Source organism: Paenibacillus sp. J22P59 (genome assembly GCF_059383895.1).
Genome location: NZ_JBXENX010000002.1, coordinates 76,112 through 92,549 on the forward strand (window position 1 = coordinate 76,112; position 16,438 = coordinate 92,549).

The window sequence follows — 16,438 nt, forward strand, 5'->3', positions numbered from 1 at the left end:
TCTACCCCTCCCGCAAATGCTTGTACGTCACTTTGCAACGCAGCGGGTTAAAAGAGGCGGATGTCCGCCCCTCTTGTCAATAATCCGCTTGTATCTCTAAATGTATGCGGGAGGAGAGTCCGTTGTGCATCAAGTTTTATTTAACTACGACAGTACCTTGGCCCAGCAGCTCCTCAATCGAACTGAACAACTGCTCAGATGGCTTGACGCGGTAGCTTGCGCTCAGTGCAATCGACTTCTGTGTACGCTCATAAAAAAGTATTGTATCCAGCTGACCAGAATGAGCGGTCAGGGACAATAGCTGCTTCAGCTTTTCCAGCGCTGAGGACTGCTCGCTGCTCTCCGAGATCTTAATATACACTCGTTGTCGTCTGGATTCGGAAGAAGCAGCAGCAGGCGGAACTTGCTTGACGGAGGGTGCCTCTGATCCTGCCCCCCGCTGCTGCGCAGTCGCTGCCGGTCTTGCTGGGCGAGCCTCTCCGGCTTGCTGTCTGGAGCTCCATTCTGCACGGGTACTAGCCTGCTTCCGAAGCCGCCGAACTTGCTCAGGCAGATTCACATCCGGGTCCCCCAACGGCACAACGTCTTCCACAATCAGCTTAAATTCCTCTTCTTGCCTTTGAATGGTCGCCTGCATAATGACTAAGCCGCCCTTCTCCAGCTTATCCGAGCAGCGCTTCCAGACAGCCGGGAATACAACCGCCTCCACACGCATAATTCGATCCTCTAGCTCCAGGAAGCCCATCGCATTGCCTTTCTTATTCGTGAAGGGCTTGAGTGATACAAGCCGAACAGCTGCTATGACTGCCGCCCCTTCGCTTGCTTCTGCCTGATCAACTAGGCGATCCAGACCAAGCGGTTCAAGCTGCTCTTCTACAGCATCCAGCGGATGTCCTGACAAATAAATGCCCAGCAGCTCCCGCTCCAGCTCTAATTGCTCCGTTGCTTGATAAGGGCGGATATCGGGCATTTCGACATCCCAATTCTGCACCTCATCGAAGCCGAACAGCTCGATCTGCAATTCCTCGCGCTCTTTTCTCCATTTAAGTGCCGCTTCTACGGATTCATCCAGCGCACCTAGCTGCTGCGCCCGATGGCCCGGCAGCTTATCCAAGGCTCCTGCTTGAATAAGCGATTCGATTACGCGCTTGTTGACGACACGAAGATCAACGCGGCGGCAGAGATCCAGTAAGCTGTCGAATGGACGATCGCCCCGTTCCTTGCGCAAAGCTTCAATAGCTTGCGTACCAACATTCTTAATGGAGGCAAGTCCGAAGCGGACGGCCCCCTCAACCGGCGTAAACGTAATATCACTCTCATTCACATCCGGCGGCAGCACCTTAATGCCCATTCTGCGGCATTCATCGACATATTCAGCTGTCTTCCGCTGATTCCCGTTAACGGAGGCCAGCATGGAAGCCATGAAGGGAATTGGATAATGCGCCTTAAGCCATGCGGTTTGAAAAGCCAATACACCGTAGGCAGCAGCATGAGCGCGCGGAAAGCCATAATCAGCAAAACGTACGATCATATCATAGACCAGATTCGCATCCTCGCTCGTGTAGCCCTCGCTTGTACTCCCTTGAACGAAATGCGAGCGCTGCTCATCAAGCACCTCGCGCTTCTTCTTGGAGACGGCTCGGCGCAGCAGGTCAGCTTCACCTAGAGAGAAGCCGGCCATCGCCGAAGCAATCTGCATAATCTGCTCTTGGTATACGATAATGCCATACGTATCTGATAGTATCGGCTCTAAGGACGGATGAGGATATGTAACCTCAACCACCCCATGCTTGCCTTGAATATATTTGGATATGAATTCCATCGGACCTGGGCGATAGAGCGCAAGAACCGATACGATATCTTCGAATTCGGTCGGCTTCAGCTCGCGCAGCACCCGCCGTACACCTGAAGATTCCATCTGGAATATGCCCATTGTTTCGCCGCGACCAAGCATCGCATAAGTATGGGGATCATTATCCGGTATATGACGGAAGTCAATTTCCTTGCCGTACAGCTCCTTAATCCAATCCAAGCTTCTCTCCAGAATGGATAGCGTACGCAGTCCAAGAAAGTCCATCTTCAGAAGCCCGATCGCTTCCAAATGCTCCATTGAATATTGCGTGAGCACTGAGCGTTCTCCACCAGATTGCAGAGGAACATAATCGGTCAGCGGCTCATTAGAAATAACGACCCCAGCTGCGTGGGTGGAAGCATGTCTAGGCATGCCTTCCACTTTGAGCGCCATTCGGAGCATGGCGTCGGTCTTCGGCTGTCGCTCAGCTGCCTCACGCAGCCCATCGCTCTGCCTGAGAGCCTCCGCAAGGGTAATGCCCAGCTGATTAGGAATGAGCTTCGCTGCACGGTCGACCTCGGCAAAAGGCACGTTCATCGCGCGCCCTACATCTCTCACAGCTGCCTTCGCCGCCATCGTGCCGAATGTAATAATTTGAGCCACATGCTCGTCGCCGTATTTGGCTGCTACATAAGCAATGACCTCATCTCGCCGTTCATCATTGAAGTCAATATCAATATCTGGCATGGAGATACGCTCAGGATTAAGAAACCGCTCGAACAACAGCTTGTATTTGATCGGGTCAACATCGGTAATTCGCAATGTATAAGCAACCAAGCTTCCTGCTGAGGAACCCCTGCCCGGTCCAGTCCGTATTCCGCGCTCATGTGCGAATCGCACAAAATCCCAGACGATAAGAAAATAATCGCTGAATCCCATCTTCTCGATAACAGACAGCTCATAGGCGAGCCGCTTCTCTATACGCTCTTGGAAGCCGCTGTCCTCGGTCCATTGAGGCAAGCCTGCATAACGGGCAAGCAAGCCATTCCTGCACAGCTCCGTCAAGTAATCCGTCGATGACATCGCATCCGGCACCGGGCGGAACACAGGCAGTGCAGCGCGTCCGAATTCGAGCTCCAAGGAGCATTTCTGCGCTACTTCTATTGTATTGGCCAATGCCTCCGGCACATGCCGGAACAGCAAGGACATCTCCTCTTCGCTCTTCATATAGAGCTGATCCGTGAGCATTCTTAGCCGATCCGGATCATCCACCGATTTGCCTGTCCCAATACATAGCAGCACATCTTGCACCGCCGCATCGGACACGGTCAAATAATGGACATCATTCGTAGCAACCAGCTTAATTCCCGTCTCACGAGACAACGCAATCATGCCCGCGGCAACCTTCTTCTGATCCAGCATGCCATGATCCTGCAGCTCTAGGTAAAAGTCATCCCCGAATATGCGATTATACCGAAGAGCCGCATTACGCGCTTCGTCTTGCCGGTCATGCAGCAAATGCTGCGAAATTTCGCCGTGCAGGCAAGAGCTCAAGCAGATTATCCCCTCCGAATAAGCCTCCAGCATCTCTGGATCAATACGCGGCTTATAATGAAAGCCTTCCAAATGCCCGATCGAACAGAGCTTCATCAGGTTGCGATAGCCCTGTTCATTCTTGGCGAGCAGAATCAAATGATAGATTGGATTATCCTTCCGGGTCCCCTTCTCGAATCTTGACCCTGCTGTAAAGTACATTTCGCAGCCAATAATCGGCTTGATTCCTTGCTCCTTGCAAGCCCGGTAGAATGGAATCGCACCATACATCACGCCATGATCTGTCAAGGCGAGCGATTTCATGCCAAGCTCCGCGGCTCGTGCGACAAGGTCACGTATGCGAGCGGCGCCGTCAAGCAAGCTGTATTCACTATGAACGTGCAAATGCACGAATGTTGATCCTCTCCCGCTCATCTTAGAATCTTCCCTTCCGGTTCAATCTTTCGCTTTTTCTATTTTATCATAATAGAAGCAGTACCGCCCATAGAATGGTAGTAAGGAAGCCGGACAGGCTGAATGAATATAAAAGGGCAGGTGCTCGCAGGTGAATTATTTTCTAACAAAGGCTGGGCTTGATTTCTTCATCGCATTCGGTGTAGTCATTGGCGGATCGATGCTGGCGGGGATCGGCTCTGTCTTCCTATTGATGCCTCCATCATCCATGATGGTAAGCACAGCAGCAAATTTAAAAATATGGGCAATTGTCGCGGCAGTCGGAGGCTCGATCGATCCGATGCGCGTCATCGAAAGCAATATTATGGAGGGCCACCTATCGCCTGCGGTGCTGCAAATCGGCTATATTGCCGCTGCTTTTCTAGGTGCGCACATGGGTACGGAGATGGTCAAGCTTATCTGTAAAGGAACCGCATAAAGGATGCGTATGCCGCCGTTCGAGCGATATGTAAGAGGGATGCAGTTTTTTGGAGTGCTGCTGCTAGGAATGTTAATAGGGGCCATTATTTATAATCTTTTTTATCAGGCGCAATTTGAAGCTCTCGTTACCTTAAAGAGTGAGCTTGAAGTCAAGCTGGAGCAATACGAGCAGGATATTGATAATTTGAAAAAATTCAAAAATCAACACACAGTAATCAAGAGCATACGTCCCCGTATTGAAGCTGAGACAGGCCAGAATACCGGGCGCCCGAATCTCGATATGGTGACAGAAGCTGAGCTTATTAAGCGAATTAAAGACGATCTCTCCGGCTTTCTTGGACAAAGCATCTACGAGATAGACTCCAATGCTCAATTCGCAAGAAAGCTGTTAAGCCGCAAAATTTATAATGACGTATATGACAAAAATTACAGCGCAGAAGTAAAAACGATGCTGGTGGTCGATAATGTATTGCAGGTATGGGTACAGGTCCGAATCTATAAGAGTGCTCCTTCGTGATGGACATTATTTCCGGTTGCCAATATTTCATGCTACAATAACAGCAATGAGATAAAAGGAGCTGTTTGGAAGCAATGGATTCCCTTATACAGTGGGTGTTTGCCCCTGGCATTATGATCACGCTGTTACTAACGGTTGTTTTCAGTTACAAATCCCGTCGATCCAATGATCAGCGGCTGCGAGGCCTGAATGCTTCCAGAATGAATATCAGTATGGGAATCATGCTCTTATTCATCGCTGGCGTTCAGTTATTCCTATCCAACGAATCAACAGCGCGAATCGTCATCGGCTCCCTGTTCCTGGTTATTGGTGTTTTCAATTTATTCGCAGGGCTGCGCAATCACAGCATCTTCCGGACAATGCGACAATAAAAGCTATACATAAAGAAAGCATACGGTCCATTCCATGGCTCGTATGCTTTCTTTATGTATAAATGCTTAATAGGGATCGATCATCTGTGCGGTCATCATCGCCTTGGCTGCTAAGCCGTTCTGATCCATTACTTCAATCTCAAGCTTAGTTGATTTGCGGCTCATCTCGAACACTCTCGGGACAATAGTAATCTGGCTATCGATCTGAACAGGCTTAACGAAATATGTAGTCATGCTGTCTACCAAATAATCACGTTTGCCGACCTCATGGATCATCCGTCTTCCGGCTTGCGTCATCAAAGTAACCAGCACCCCTTCGGATACCATGCCGAGGGAACCAGACATCTGAGGCATAATAGAGCCTTTGTAGACAGAGCTTCCATCTGCTTGCTCCTCTGCTAGAAAGCCTGTCCACATGAGATCATCGAAGGTTTCCCCCGATTCCTGCTGCTTGCCCGCGAATCGCAAGGCATCCAATACTTCCTGGCGGCTAATTACACCTAGCAGCTTGCGATGGCGGTCTACGATAGGCAACAGATCAATTCCTTCCGCTGCCATCGTATGTGCCGCGGAGGTGACCGTAATATTAGGGGCTGCCGTAATCGGATGGCGGGTCATCAGCTTGTCAATCGGATGATCGTCCGAGCATCCGGCTGCGTCCTTGGCTGTCAGCATACCGACTACCTTCCCCCGTTCATCCAGCACAGGAAACCGCCAATAGCCCGTTTCTCGTCCCAGCTTATGGAATTGATGCAGCGTATCCCCCGTATGCAGGACATCAACGGGCCTGCTGAAGGTCATCAAATCCTCAACGAGCATAATCTTCCGTTTGATAAGACGGTCATACATCGCGCGATTGATCATGGAGGCAACGGTAAACGTATCATGGCGGGAAGCAATAATCGGCAGGCCTGTCTCATCCGCCAGTTGTTTAACCTCATCGCTAGGCTCGAAGCCCCCTGTAATCAGAACGCCCGCTCCCTGCTCCAAGGCGCAGCGATGGGCACCAACCCTGTTGCCGACAATGAGCAGGCTGCCTTGATCAATATAACGAAGCATGTCATCAAGCTCCATCGCACCAATGACAACCTTGTGCAGCGTCTTCTCGAGGCCCGACGCCCCTCCGAACAGATGCCCCTCCACAATCTCGGCTACTTCACCGAAGGTTAGCTGATCAAGGGCCTCACGCCTCTTGCGATCAATGCGTACAGTACCGATTCGTTCCTTCGTGCTTACGAGGCCTGCACTCTCTGCTTCTTTGATCGCCTTATAAGCCGTCCCTTCGCTTACGCTAAGAGCTTTGGCAATGGCTCTTACGGATATCCTTGTCCCAATCTTCAACTCTTGAATATGATGTAATATTTGTTCCCGCTTGGTGCTTGTCTCCGTACCAGGACCTCTCGTATCCAAGACATGTCCCTCCTAAGGATTGTTATGATCTAATATCATTATACCAATCCAATACGACATCAGCGACCTTCAGTTCCGCATCCACCTTCACACCATTCAGCCCAATGAATCGGTACTTATCGAATAGCTGCTGCAACGTTTGCTTGTTAATTGCCTCATGGGCTCCTCTTACGATAAAGGCCTTCCAATCATAATGAATCGGAACCGCATAACGAAGCTGGCAAATCGACATATTCGTTATGTTAATTCCTTGCGGCGGGATCTCCGCGTACTGGCTAGGAAACAGGAAAGACACTTTCTCGCTGTAGGGTCGTGATACAAGCTCTGATCTCAGGTCAATTGTATAGTCCACTAGCTGCAAATGAGGATCAACTCGACAGTTAAAGCTGCCGTAGGCTTGCAATGACTTGTTCATCTTGTGCAACAAACGATACGTAAATTCCACATAGAAATTGACATTCTTATAATACGTCTGCACATTCTTGTAAAACTCATATTCATCCACCATAATTGATTCCCCTTGTAAAAAGTTCCTGTTGAGGAAAAGATGATATTAAAAAGAACCTTTTAACACAATTATAATAAAAAGAAATCACAAAAGCAATGACTATAGTAATTATTTAAAATCCATCCTATAGAACGTTGTTGCACTGGGGGTAAAGCTCTATCTTTAGGCTGAGGTGACGATTGTGAGCAAATTCTCCCGTTCTATAGGAGATAACATCCGTACAATACGAAAATCCAAGGGATTAAGCCAAGAGCAGCTTGCTCTACGGGCAGATATCAACTCCTCTTACATGGGACAGGTTGAACGAGGCGAGAAGAGCCCTACGATCGATGTGCTGGGCAAGATTGCTCATGCCCTCAATTGCCCATTGGAGAAGATCGTGAACATCAATTCCACGCTGGACGAACAGGAATCAGATACCTATGCTGATAAAATTGCTCATCAACTGCATGGCCTCTCCGCCAAGGAGCAAGAGGTCGTTTACAAATTCGTAAAACAGCTCGTTCAATTCAAAGAGATGGATTAATCGTTTATTCATCATTAAGCGCAACAATATAGGATGTATGGGAGTTCGCTCCTATACATCCTATTTTCTTTGCTTTTCATGACTATAGTAGCTATTCCAAATATATCCTATAGAACGTTGTTGCGCTAGCGGTAAAGCTCTATCTTTAGGCTGAGGTGACGATTGTGAGCAAATTCTCCCGTTTTATAGGAGATAACATCCGTACTATACGAAGATCCAAAGGGTTAAGCCAAGAGCAGCTTGCTCTGCGGGCAGACATCAACTCCTCCTATATGGGACAGGTTGAACGAGGCGAGAAAAACCCCACGATTGATGTGCTGGGCAAGATTGCATATGCTCTCAACTGCCCGTTGGAAAAACTCGTGAATATCACTTCCCCGCCAAGCGATCAGGACTCAGACACTTACGCCGATAAAATTGCTCATCAACTGCATGGCCTGTCCGTGAAGGAGCAAGAGGCCGTATACAAATTCGTAAAGCAGCTCGTTCAATTTAAAGAGATGGATTAATGGTTTATTCATCATGAAACAAACCAATAGGAGGTACGGGAGCTGGCTCCCGTACCTCCTATTTGATTAGGTGAATTATTGGCCCTTCCCTCTTTCTCTGCCGCCAGACCGCCCCGAAATCACCTGCTGCAATTGACGCTCCCACATGCGCCGCTTCGCTCTCTTGATCCGATCCAGCTCTTTGCGCTTCTCTTCGTCAATCAACAGCAGCGCGTTCAGATGTGCAGCTATGACAAGCAAGGCGAAAGCGACCCATACAAGCCCAAATAACGTTACCGCATTCATCGGCCCGCCCAAATCCAGCTTCGGAAGCCCATAGACCAGCATCGCAATGGCGATTAGCAAATATAATACATGACGGCCTTTACCCTTCATCATGCTCTCACTCCAGTTTTCATTGGTTTTGCGCTTGTCCGCACTACCATCCTATGAGCGTTGTGAGACAAATATGACTTTTAGACCGGAGCTTGAACCATTGGCATTCTCCTATATGAGAAATACGAGCATCCCGATGAATGAATTTATTTTCTTTCAGGTTTGGCTAATCACCAAGGGATAGATGTCCTCATATGATGAATTAATTCGTGTAAAACACCTAATGGCCTATACCGTCATCCTCCTGCTTGGAAGGAGATTTACGATGCCCAAATCGAAAGTAGCCGTTCAAGTAATCAGCGCCGGCATGCATGCAGAAGATACGCTCATGCTCGGTGAAAGCTACTTGAAGCAATGGAAAATTCCACAAGGCCAGCCGGTCGTACTAAAATTCGGAGCCTTCCAAAAACCTATCAAGGTGATAGCGGTCGCCAAGTACGATGGGCTGCGAATCAACCAGTCTCTTGCAAAGCAAATCGGAATCCTGAACAATATGTCGCTAAGAATGAGCTTCAAACAGAGCTCCTCTACTCTTACACTTGGCCCGCTGATCGGTGTGCTTATAAGCCGTGATTTTCCCAGCGCTCCTGATAAACCGTTCGGATCCATTACTATGTTTTGCAAAGAACTTGTTGACGGCTGCGCTGCCCAAGGCGCCCATGTCTACTTCTTCACTCCCAATCATATCGGCAGCAACTACAACTCTATAGAAGGCTGGATCTACTCTGATGGCTGGCGACGCACGACGCTTCCCGTGCCCGATGTTGTGAATAATCGTCTGACCTCTCGCAAGCTGGAAAATAAGTCCAGTGTGCAAAATTTTTTGAAGGAAGTAAAGTCTCGGCATAATACGACTATTTTCAATGAGAAATTTTTAGACAAAACCGAAGTGTTTGAAGCCTTAAAAAAAGACGACTCCTTGAATCGCTATTTGCCAGAGTCTCATCTTCTACGCGGGTTCACTACATTGAAATCCATGTGCTCAAGGTACAACAATGTGTTTCTTAAGCCTGTTAGAGGAAGCTTGGGCAAAGGCATCATTCGTGTGTCGAAGCTTGAGGGCGGCACCTATCAAGCCCTATTCGCTACTGCCGCCGGCTCACGCAAGCAGCAGTATCCGAATGTGCTTAAGCTATTCTCAACGATCTCAACCAAAATGAAAACCGTACGCTACCAAATTCAACAGGGGCTGCAGCTCATCGATATTCAAAAAAGACCGGTTGACTTCCGTGCTCTCGTCCAAAAAAATGCTTCGGGTAAATGGTCCATCACGTCCATTGTCGCCCGTACAGCAGGCAGCCATCACTTCGTATCCAATCTAGCAAGAGGAGGAACGCTCAGTACCGTTGGTGAAGCTGTTGCCAAATCCAATCTAACAATGGGCAGAGCTGATGCCTCCAGCAGGCTCCAAACCGCTGCTCTGCTCATTGCCAAAGGGATTGATACTTATATCCCTGCCCACTTCGGCGAGCTTGGCATCGATTTGGCATTGGACACGAATGGGAAGGTCTGGCTGCTAGAAGTGAATTCCAAGCCATCGAAGAATGACAACACGCCGCTCAATGACAATAAAATTCGCCCTTCGGTAAAAATGGTTATTCAATACTCCCGTTTTTTATCCGGTTTTTGATGGAGGTGCTTATGATCCCCTTACTCTTAAGGCTAGGTATATTTGTTGCCTCTATTACCAGACGGAACAGCAGTAGTCGCTCTACACTAGAGACTAGTGATTCGGATATAAATGCGGATATTATAGATGTGATTCTGCCTGAGCCTCTCTTCTTTCAGGAGATGAGCAAGGCCGCAGCGCCTCTTGGCATTGATTTATATGTATTCTCTCCAAAGGAGTTCAACGGGAGGATGATAAGCGGATTCCGATATCGACAAGGACAATGGGTGCAAGAACAATGTCCTCTCCCGGATATTATATATGACAGGTGCTGCTACAAACATTCCAATGAAAGAAAAGCAGGCATGGACACTTTGCTCGCCATAGCGCAGCTTAAAGAGCCCATTCTTCTTAATCGGGGCCTTCCCTCCAAATGGGATGTTCATTGCACCCTGCTCAATTCTCCTAGAATTAAGCCTTATCTAGTCCCGACCGAGCGTTTCCATAACGCAATGAAGCTGCTTCCGCTCCTTGATCGGCATCCGGCAGGATTGTTCTTGAAGCCTTCAGCGGGCATGCAAGGAAAAGGAGTTCTTCATCTGCAGCGCTGTCCTCTTACAGGAGAGTGGATGGCTGAAGGAAGAAACACTCGCAATCAGCCATTTCAACGCGCATTCACTTCCAATTCAGCGATGATAGCATGGGTTGATCGCTTTATCGGAGGCGCTTCTTATATTGTTCAGCCCTATCTGGATTTGATGGATGCAAGAGGCAATCCCTTCGACGTAAGAGCACTCGTCCAGAAGGATGGAAAGGGACGTTGGATAGTAACAGGTACGGCCGTCAGGCTAGGGCAATCCGGATCCATTACGTCAAATTTGCATGGAGGCGGCAGCGCTATGCAGGCCAGCGAATATTTAACCCAGAATTTAGGTGAGGCTCAAGCAGCCAAGACGCATAAACAGCTCATTAAGCTTGCCGAATATACCGCGCAGCAATTAGAAGCCAGCTACGGGAGGCTGGCTGAGATTGGACTCGACTTCGGAATTGAACCAGCAGGAAAGCTCTGGCTGCTCGAGGCTAATTCCAGACCTGGCAGAGCATGCTTCAGGCAGACGCAGGAAGCAGCAGCCGCTAAGCGGTCGATCGAGTACCCCCTTCAGTATGCTCGCTTGCTCTCCCAACGCTTAGCCCCTTCTTTGTTTATTAAGCAAGCTGTTAACCCACATCTTCCCTGCCTTTTGCAAAAAGAGTCTGACAACGTTCAGGAGGTTCATCCATGAGTTTGACAACTTGTAACGTACATTTTTCGCAACAAACAGAAAAAGTCATTTATTTATCCAACCCGCTCATCAAGGAACTCAAGCTTTCCGGCAAAAAAAACGTCCACCTGAAACTAGGCAGAGAGGTCATCACTGCTACCGTCAAACCAGTAAAACGCGCGGGCAATCATCTCTATTTGTCGGCAGGTGTACGTCAATTCATTCGCGTACCCAAATCAGGCAATATCTACGTGCTGAATTCCGGTGAGAATGAAGTCCAGCTTGGACCGCTGGTCGGCATATTGAGCGACTCCGGATTTCCCTCAACGGATAGCACGCCCTTCGGCAGCCGCACCGGATTTATTAAGCAAATTATTCGTGCCGGCGAAAACAACGCCTATTTATTCGGCTTTACGCCTCATGATATCAACTGGCAGCAAGAAACGGTATCCGGCTATTTCTTGAATGCGCAAGGCGGCTGGTATCGTAAAACCGTTCCGCTGCCTGATGTCGTCTATAATCGTCTGCCCAGCCGCAAGGCTGAAACTTCCTCCTCCATTAATTCGCTCCGGGAACGATTCGTTCGCAAGAAAATCCCATTCTTTAATTGGAGCTTCTTCAATAAATCAGATGTTTACAAGCTGCTGGATAAGGAACCTGAGGCTTTGCTGCATCTACCTGAGTCTGTATCGGCGCCATCCGCAGAGAAAATTAAAGAAATGCTGGAGAAGCATCAGTTCCTCTACTTCAAGCCTACGGCAGGCAGCCTCGGCATCGGCATCTATCGGCTAACTTATCATCCCAAACGCGGCTACTTCGCTCGTTATCGCAAGGGAGCCCGCAACGTCCTGCTCCGCTTCTCTACCTTTAACAGCCTGATTCGCATGCTGCACGCTCGCCATGGCAGCTCGCTCGGCAACTATGTCGTACAGCAAGGCATTCGCCTTGCGGAAATTGACGGCTGCCCGCTGGATTTCCGCTTCCATATGCATAAGAATGGCAAGAACGAATGGATACCAGCCGGGATTGGTGCCAAAAAAGCCGGTAAAGGCAGTGTCACGACACATGTGAAGAATGGCGGCTCTCTTATGACTCCCGAGCAGGCGCTTGGCCGGACCTTCGGCAGTCAAGCCGATGAGGTACTAGAGAAAGCCAAGGTAGCAGCCATCAAGCTGTCAGAAGCGATCGAGCGAAATTACCCGCATCGGCTTGGAGAGCTTGGACTCGATATCGGAATCGACAAGGATAGTGAAATCTGGATGTTCGAAGCTAACGCCAAGCCCGGGCGCTCCATCTTCAAGCATCCCTCTCTCAAATCAGAGGGCCGTGCATCACTCGACTATATCATTGAACATTGCCTGTACTTGAGCAATTTTCAAGGAGGGAACAGCTGATGGAACGTTTGCTGCCAGAACAAGCGGAACTGGTAGAAACCAGAGGCGGGCGCCCCGTACTAGCCATATTGACGATAGATGATGATATCCAGCTTTTCAGGGGCAATCGCAGCAATTTCGCCGACCTTATTCGTACCGGCCAAGAAAATGGCTTCATCGTCTATGTTCTAACTGCGAAGCAGCTGTATTTGAGCCGCTCCAGTCTGAAAGGCTTTGTCTATAATGAAGAGAATGAGTCATGGCAGCAGCGATTGCTGCCTTTCCCAGACATTATTTATAACCGAATCCCTCTGCGTGAGGATGAAATTCAGCCCTTCGTCAGAAAAAAAATAGCCGCTTGTGCAAAGGACCCGCGTGTCAAATTGTTCAATCCGTCCTTTTTCAATAAATGGTATTTATTCGAGTGGCTAAAGCTGTCCAAAACAACCAAACCCTTTATTCCTACAACCCGCAAGCTGCTATCTATATCTGGGCTCGGTAGAATGATGCAGAAGCATTCCTTTCTTTATCTGAAGCCGGAGAGCGGTAAAGCCGGCAAAGGCATTATGACGATTAAGGTACAGGCGGATAAGCAGCTTCCCTATCGTTTGAAAATTCAAGAAGACAAAAAAAGCATCACTTATAATTGTGCTACAATCGGCAAGCTGTGGAATCGCATTCAGAAGCAATGCGCAGGCGAGCCTTATATAACGCAGCAAGGCATTCAGCTCGCTTCCTTTAATGATCGAAGATTCGATCTCCGCGCACTGGTGCAAAAGAATGAGATAGGCAGATGGGATGTTACTGGAATTGGAGCGCGAGTCGCTGGTTCCTCCAGTATTACGACACATGTGCCCCGCGGAGGAATGATTGAAGACCCCGAAAAACTGCTGATTAGTTCATTTAATCCGGAGCAGGCACGTAGAATACTAATAAAGGCCAAACAAACCGCTTTGCTGCTTGCAAGGCAAGTAGAACGAGGCTCCAGGCAGCTGCTTGGAGAGATGTCGATGGATCTGGGTATAGATAATGCCGGGAATATATGGTTTTTTGAAGCCAATTCCAAGCCAATGAAATTCGACGAGCCGCATATTCGCCAGAAATCGCTGGAACGTATTTTCCACTATGGTTCGTATCTGGCCAAAATAAAAAAGAACAAAAAAGTAGGAGGCGCCTAATATGAAGCTGCAACTGCTTACCCCCGAGCAATGGCGCATAGAGCGCAAAAGGTTATTAGACTTCGCTGTCCGTTTCGGGGAGAAGCGGCTGACCGTTGCAGCTCTGCATACGCTTCGCACGCTGGATCCCGCCAAGCTTGGAAGCGATAAGAAAGACGATGACGGCGCCCTCATTGCTGTCGCAAGAATGGGCAACCGCATCGTAGGGCTAGGGTTCGCTGCTGCTGCTGGAGAAGAAGGCTGCTTCGTCGTTACTCACCCGGATACTCGGGGAATTGGTATCGGGTCCGCAATCGTCGAAGCTATGCTCAGCCGCTTCAGCCGCTTATCCTGCCAAGTAGCTATGGATAACATACCTAGTATGGCGCTGTGCTTCCGGCTCGGCATGGCAGCGGTCTCCATGCATACCGGGCCAACAGGCAAGCCCACGCTCCGTTTTGAAAGGAGAACCGATTGTGACGCGACCCGTATTAGGGATATTGACTTTATATCTCAATGAGAATGGCATGCTCGAAGAACGCTCTATTTATCAGAAAATGACCGCTGCCGGACACAAGCTTGGATTAGACATCATCGTATTCACCCCTGCGGATGTCAATTACAAGCAGAATCGGATTCATGCGCAGACGTATAATTTGGAATCGAAAAAATGGACTAAAAAATGGATGTCCTTTCCGCATATGATCTATGATCGCTGCCGCATCCAAAAAACACATCGATTCGAGCAGCTAAGGCAGTTCCGTACTCGCTATAGTCACCTTAATTTTCTCAATCGCCCGCTGCGCAATAAATGGACCGTACATCGAACCTTAGTCAAAGATTCGCGATTCAAAAGCTACTTGCCTGTCACTCGTAATATAGAGGGTGCCCAGGAAGTGCAGGAGATGCTCCGCAAGCACTCTTTGATTTATTTGAAGCCCATTAACGGGACCGGCGGACGAGGTATATTGCGAATCGAACGTAAGCGGGATGGCCTGCTGCATATTCAAGGACGCGACCAAGCCCGGCGCATTATCAGCCCTCAGAAGCTGTCATCCTCTTCGCTCAGCGGCTATTTAGCCGACTGGGATTTGAAAGGTGTTCGCTACATCGCTCAGCAAGGTATTCAGCTCAAGCTGCCGAACGGCCGCGTCCACGATTATCGCATGCTCGTGCAGAAGAACGGGGATGGCCAATGGAAGGTGACGGGCTGCGCAGGCCGCGTCGGTGCTGCGGGCAGCGTTACCTCGAACCTTCATGGAGGCGGTCATGCCATAGGGATGGAGCCCTTGCTCAAGCAATGGCTCGCCAATGAGGACAAAACAGCTAAAGTCACGGCCGAAGCAGAGCAATTCAGTGTGAGTGTCGCGCAATATTTGGAGCAAAGCTATGGTCGATTATGTGAACTGGCACTCGACTTAGCGATCGATCGCAAAGGACATATCTGGCTGCTGGAGGTTAACCCGAAGCCCGCGAGAGAAGTGTTCGCACAAGCGGGCGAGAAAGAAACCTATAACAAAGCGATCATCCGTCCTCTTGAATATGCACTCTGGCTGCATGGGCAGAAAAAGAATAAGAAGCCAAAGCAAACAGTCAACACAGCTGCCGAGTCCTCCGAGCAATCAGTAGCTCATAAAAGCCAATTATCCGAGCCCCTTCCTTCTTGAAGGGGCCTACTACGACACTCTATCGGGGGGCTCTCAGACTGAGGCGGACAGCACAAAATGGGCAATGTGGACAATTAGGCAGTCTGCATAATGCCTTTGGTGATATTAAAAAAGACGGCTTCCCATTTTTAAAAATGGGCAGCCGTCTTTTGTTCCTTGACGGACTGCATTACACGCTGCTCCGAATATACGGTTAGGCGGCGATGCATGTTCGCAGTAAATCATATGTTAGAACTAGCTGGAAAAGCCGAGGTGGGCACTGCCCTTGCCTGCGTTTAGGCAGGAGACAATGTGGAGGTTTGACCGCCGACGTGTGACCGAGCACCGCGTGCCGCGATGACACCGCCCGCTTCACAATGTGCACTCAGCTAACACCGTACGAGGGGCGACACATGCCGGCAGTAACACTACGTCTAGACATATTAGAGAAAGTCGGGCGGATGCTGTATTTTCGTCTCTTAAGGTAGGAAACAATTTCGCTAATTAGTTCCTCCTAATTTCGTTATTGTTCTGCAAAGAATAGCGAAATTGAACTACTGTGAACCTAGGTTCACTAGTGAAGCAGGTCGGTTTCCGAGTCATGAACTTGATTACGCTAACCCTGGATCAAGCTCGAAAAGTAGTATTAATACCGAAAATGTGCTCACTAAATAGAGAAGTCCATTCACAAAATTACGGGTTACACCGTATACAGATCTCATGTGCGTGGGCAATACATGTTCGCAGTAAATCATACGTTAGAACTAGCTGGAAAAGTAGAGATGGACAATGCCCTTCCCTGCGTTTTATTTAATGAAGCAATTTCGCTAATTAGTTCCTCCTAATTTCGTTATTGTCCTACAAAGTCTAGCGAAATGGAGCTACTGTGAGCCTAGGTTCATTAGTGAAGCAGGTCGGTTTCCGAGTCGTGAACTTGATTACGCTAACCCTGGATC

General features: G+C 48.9%; 16 protein-coding genes. 12 read left to right on the plus strand and 4 right to left on the minus strand.

The genetic code is table 11. The annotated features are described in order from the left end of the window. Positions 1-136: 136 nt before the first annotated feature. Complete coding sequence (locus AC50YO_RS03645) at positions 137-3,760, minus strand: DNA polymerase III subunit alpha (RefSeq protein ID WP_494843361.1); 3,624 nt, start codon at positions 3,758-3,760, stop codon at positions 137-139. A gap of 130 nt (positions 3,761-3,890) precedes the next feature. Here AC50YO_RS03645 and AC50YO_RS03650 point away from each other — a divergent pair, with 130 nt between their 5' ends. The 3 genes from AC50YO_RS03650 (at position 3,891) to AC50YO_RS03660 (ending at position 5,107) form a co-directional block, all read left to right on the plus strand. Continuing rightward, positions 3,891-4,217: a YtrH family sporulation protein gene (locus tag AC50YO_RS03650; RefSeq protein WP_494843365.1), complete on the plus strand. Its 327-nt coding sequence runs from the start codon at positions 3,891-3,893 to the stop codon at positions 4,215-4,217. A 3-nt stretch (positions 4,218-4,220) separates the two neighbouring features. Next, on the plus strand, positions 4,221-4,736 hold the full coding sequence (locus AC50YO_RS03655; RefSeq protein ID WP_494843367.1) for a sporulation membrane protein YtrI: 516 nt from the start codon (positions 4,221-4,223) through the stop codon (positions 4,734-4,736). A gap of 74 nt (positions 4,737-4,810) precedes the next feature. Continuing rightward, entirely contained in the window at positions 4,811-5,107 is a 297-nt protein-coding gene (locus AC50YO_RS03660; protein WP_494843369.1) for a YtpI family protein, read from the plus strand. Between the two features lie 66 nt (positions 5,108-5,173). Here the strand turns inward: AC50YO_RS03660 and AC50YO_RS03665 are convergent, their stop codons facing one another. After that, positions 5,174-6,517 carry a DRTGG domain-containing protein gene (locus AC50YO_RS03665; RefSeq protein ID WP_494843371.1) on the minus strand — a complete coding sequence of 448 codons (1,344 nt, stop codon included), beginning with the start codon at positions 6,515-6,517 and terminating at the stop codon, positions 5,174-5,176. A gap of 22 nt (positions 6,518-6,539) precedes the next feature. After that, complete coding sequence (locus AC50YO_RS03670; RefSeq protein WP_494843373.1) at positions 6,540-7,025, minus strand: hypothetical protein; 486 nt, start codon at positions 7,023-7,025, stop codon at positions 6,540-6,542. A gap of 181 nt (positions 7,026-7,206) precedes the next feature. Here AC50YO_RS03670 and AC50YO_RS03675 point away from each other — a divergent pair, with 181 nt between their 5' ends. After that, positions 7,207-7,551: a helix-turn-helix domain-containing protein gene (locus tag AC50YO_RS03675; RefSeq protein WP_494843375.1), complete on the plus strand. Its 345-nt coding sequence runs from the start codon at positions 7,207-7,209 to the stop codon at positions 7,549-7,551. A 164-nt stretch (positions 7,552-7,715) separates the two neighbouring features. Next, entirely contained in the window at positions 7,716-8,060 is a 345-nt protein-coding gene (locus AC50YO_RS03680; protein ID WP_494843377.1) for a helix-turn-helix domain-containing protein, read from the plus strand. Positions 8,061-8,135: 75 nt separating this feature from the next. Here the strand turns inward: AC50YO_RS03680 and AC50YO_RS03685 are convergent, their stop codons facing one another. Next, positions 8,136-8,438 carry a hypothetical protein gene (locus AC50YO_RS03685; protein ID WP_494843379.1) on the minus strand — a complete coding sequence of 101 codons (303 nt, stop codon included), beginning with the start codon at positions 8,436-8,438 and terminating at the stop codon, positions 8,136-8,138. A 262-nt stretch (positions 8,439-8,700) separates the two neighbouring features. Between AC50YO_RS03685 and AC50YO_RS03690 the strand changes: the two genes are divergently transcribed. The 7 genes from AC50YO_RS03690 to AC50YO_RS03720 are packed head-to-tail and all read left to right on the plus strand — an operon-like array spanning position 8,701 to position 15,700. Continuing rightward, positions 8,701-10,065, plus strand: a complete 1,365-nt coding sequence (locus AC50YO_RS03690; protein ID WP_494843381.1) for a YheC/YheD family endospore coat-associated protein — start codon at positions 8,701-8,703, stop codon at positions 10,063-10,065. An 11-nt stretch (positions 10,066-10,076) separates the two neighbouring features. Further along, positions 10,077-11,327 (plus strand): YheC/YheD family endospore coat-associated protein, encoded by a 1,251-nt coding sequence (locus tag AC50YO_RS03695; protein ID WP_494843383.1) that lies wholly within the window; start codon positions 10,077-10,079, stop codon positions 11,325-11,327. Next, positions 11,324-12,700 carry a YheC/YheD family endospore coat-associated protein gene (locus AC50YO_RS03700; protein WP_494843384.1) on the plus strand — a complete coding sequence of 459 codons (1,377 nt, stop codon included), beginning with the start codon at positions 11,324-11,326 and terminating at the stop codon, positions 12,698-12,700. Before AC50YO_RS03695 ends, AC50YO_RS03700 begins: the two co-directional genes overlap by 4 nt. Continuing rightward, the gene (locus tag AC50YO_RS03705) at positions 12,700-13,857 is read left to right on the plus strand and encodes a YheC/YheD family endospore coat-associated protein (RefSeq protein ID WP_494843388.1); all 1,158 of its coding nucleotides are present in this window, start codon (positions 12,700-12,702) and stop codon (positions 13,855-13,857) included. The genes AC50YO_RS03700 and AC50YO_RS03705 overlap by 1 nt, the downstream gene beginning before the upstream one ends. Position 13,858: 1 nt before the next feature. Then, a complete protein-coding gene (locus AC50YO_RS03710) occupies positions 13,859-14,356 on the plus strand; it encodes a GNAT family N-acetyltransferase (protein ID WP_494843392.1) in 498 nt (165 codons plus the stop codon). Then, complete coding sequence (locus AC50YO_RS03715) at positions 14,313-15,503, plus strand: YheC/YheD family endospore coat-associated protein (protein ID WP_494843396.1); 1,191 nt, start codon at positions 14,313-14,315, stop codon at positions 15,501-15,503. The genes AC50YO_RS03710 and AC50YO_RS03715 overlap by 44 nt, the downstream gene beginning before the upstream one ends. Next, on the plus strand, positions 15,500-15,700 hold the full coding sequence (locus tag AC50YO_RS03720; RefSeq protein ID WP_494843402.1) for a hypothetical protein: 201 nt from the start codon (positions 15,500-15,502) through the stop codon (positions 15,698-15,700). The genes AC50YO_RS03715 and AC50YO_RS03720 overlap by 4 nt, the downstream gene beginning before the upstream one ends. Positions 15,701-16,438: the final 738 nt, after the last annotated feature.

Excerpts from the sequence above, each read along its gene's own strand:
- AC50YO_RS03700 (WP_494843384.1), top strand. The coding sequence starts at position 11,324 with ATGAGTTTGACAACTTGTAACGTACATTTTTCGCAACAAACAGAAAAA.
- AC50YO_RS03670 (WP_494843373.1), bottom strand. The coding sequence starts at position 7,025 with ATGGTGGATGAATATGAGTTTTACAAGAATGTGCAGACGTATTATAAG.
- AC50YO_RS03690 (WP_494843381.1), top strand. The coding sequence starts at position 8,701 with ATGCCCAAATCGAAAGTAGCCGTTCAAGTAATCAGCGCCGGCATGCAT.
- AC50YO_RS03695 (WP_494843383.1), top strand. The coding sequence starts at position 10,077 with ATGATCCCCTTACTCTTAAGGCTAGGTATATTTGTTGCCTCTATTACC.
- AC50YO_RS03710 (WP_494843392.1), top strand. The coding sequence starts at position 13,859 with ATGAAGCTGCAACTGCTTACCCCCGAGCAATGGCGCATAGAGCGCAAA.
- AC50YO_RS03660 (WP_494843369.1), top strand. The coding sequence starts at position 4,811 with ATGGATTCCCTTATACAGTGGGTGTTTGCCCCTGGCATTATGATCACG.
- AC50YO_RS03655 (WP_494843367.1), top strand. The coding sequence starts at position 4,221 with ATGCGTATGCCGCCGTTCGAGCGATATGTAAGAGGGATGCAGTTTTTT.
- AC50YO_RS03705 (WP_494843388.1), top strand. The coding sequence starts at position 12,700 with ATGGAACGTTTGCTGCCAGAACAAGCGGAACTGGTAGAAACCAGAGGC.
- AC50YO_RS03645 (WP_494843361.1), bottom strand. The coding sequence starts at position 3,760 with ATGAGCGGGAGAGGATCAACATTCGTGCATTTGCACGTTCATAGTGAA.
- AC50YO_RS03685 (WP_494843379.1), bottom strand. The coding sequence starts at position 8,438 with ATGATGAAGGGTAAAGGCCGTCATGTATTATATTTGCTAATCGCCATT.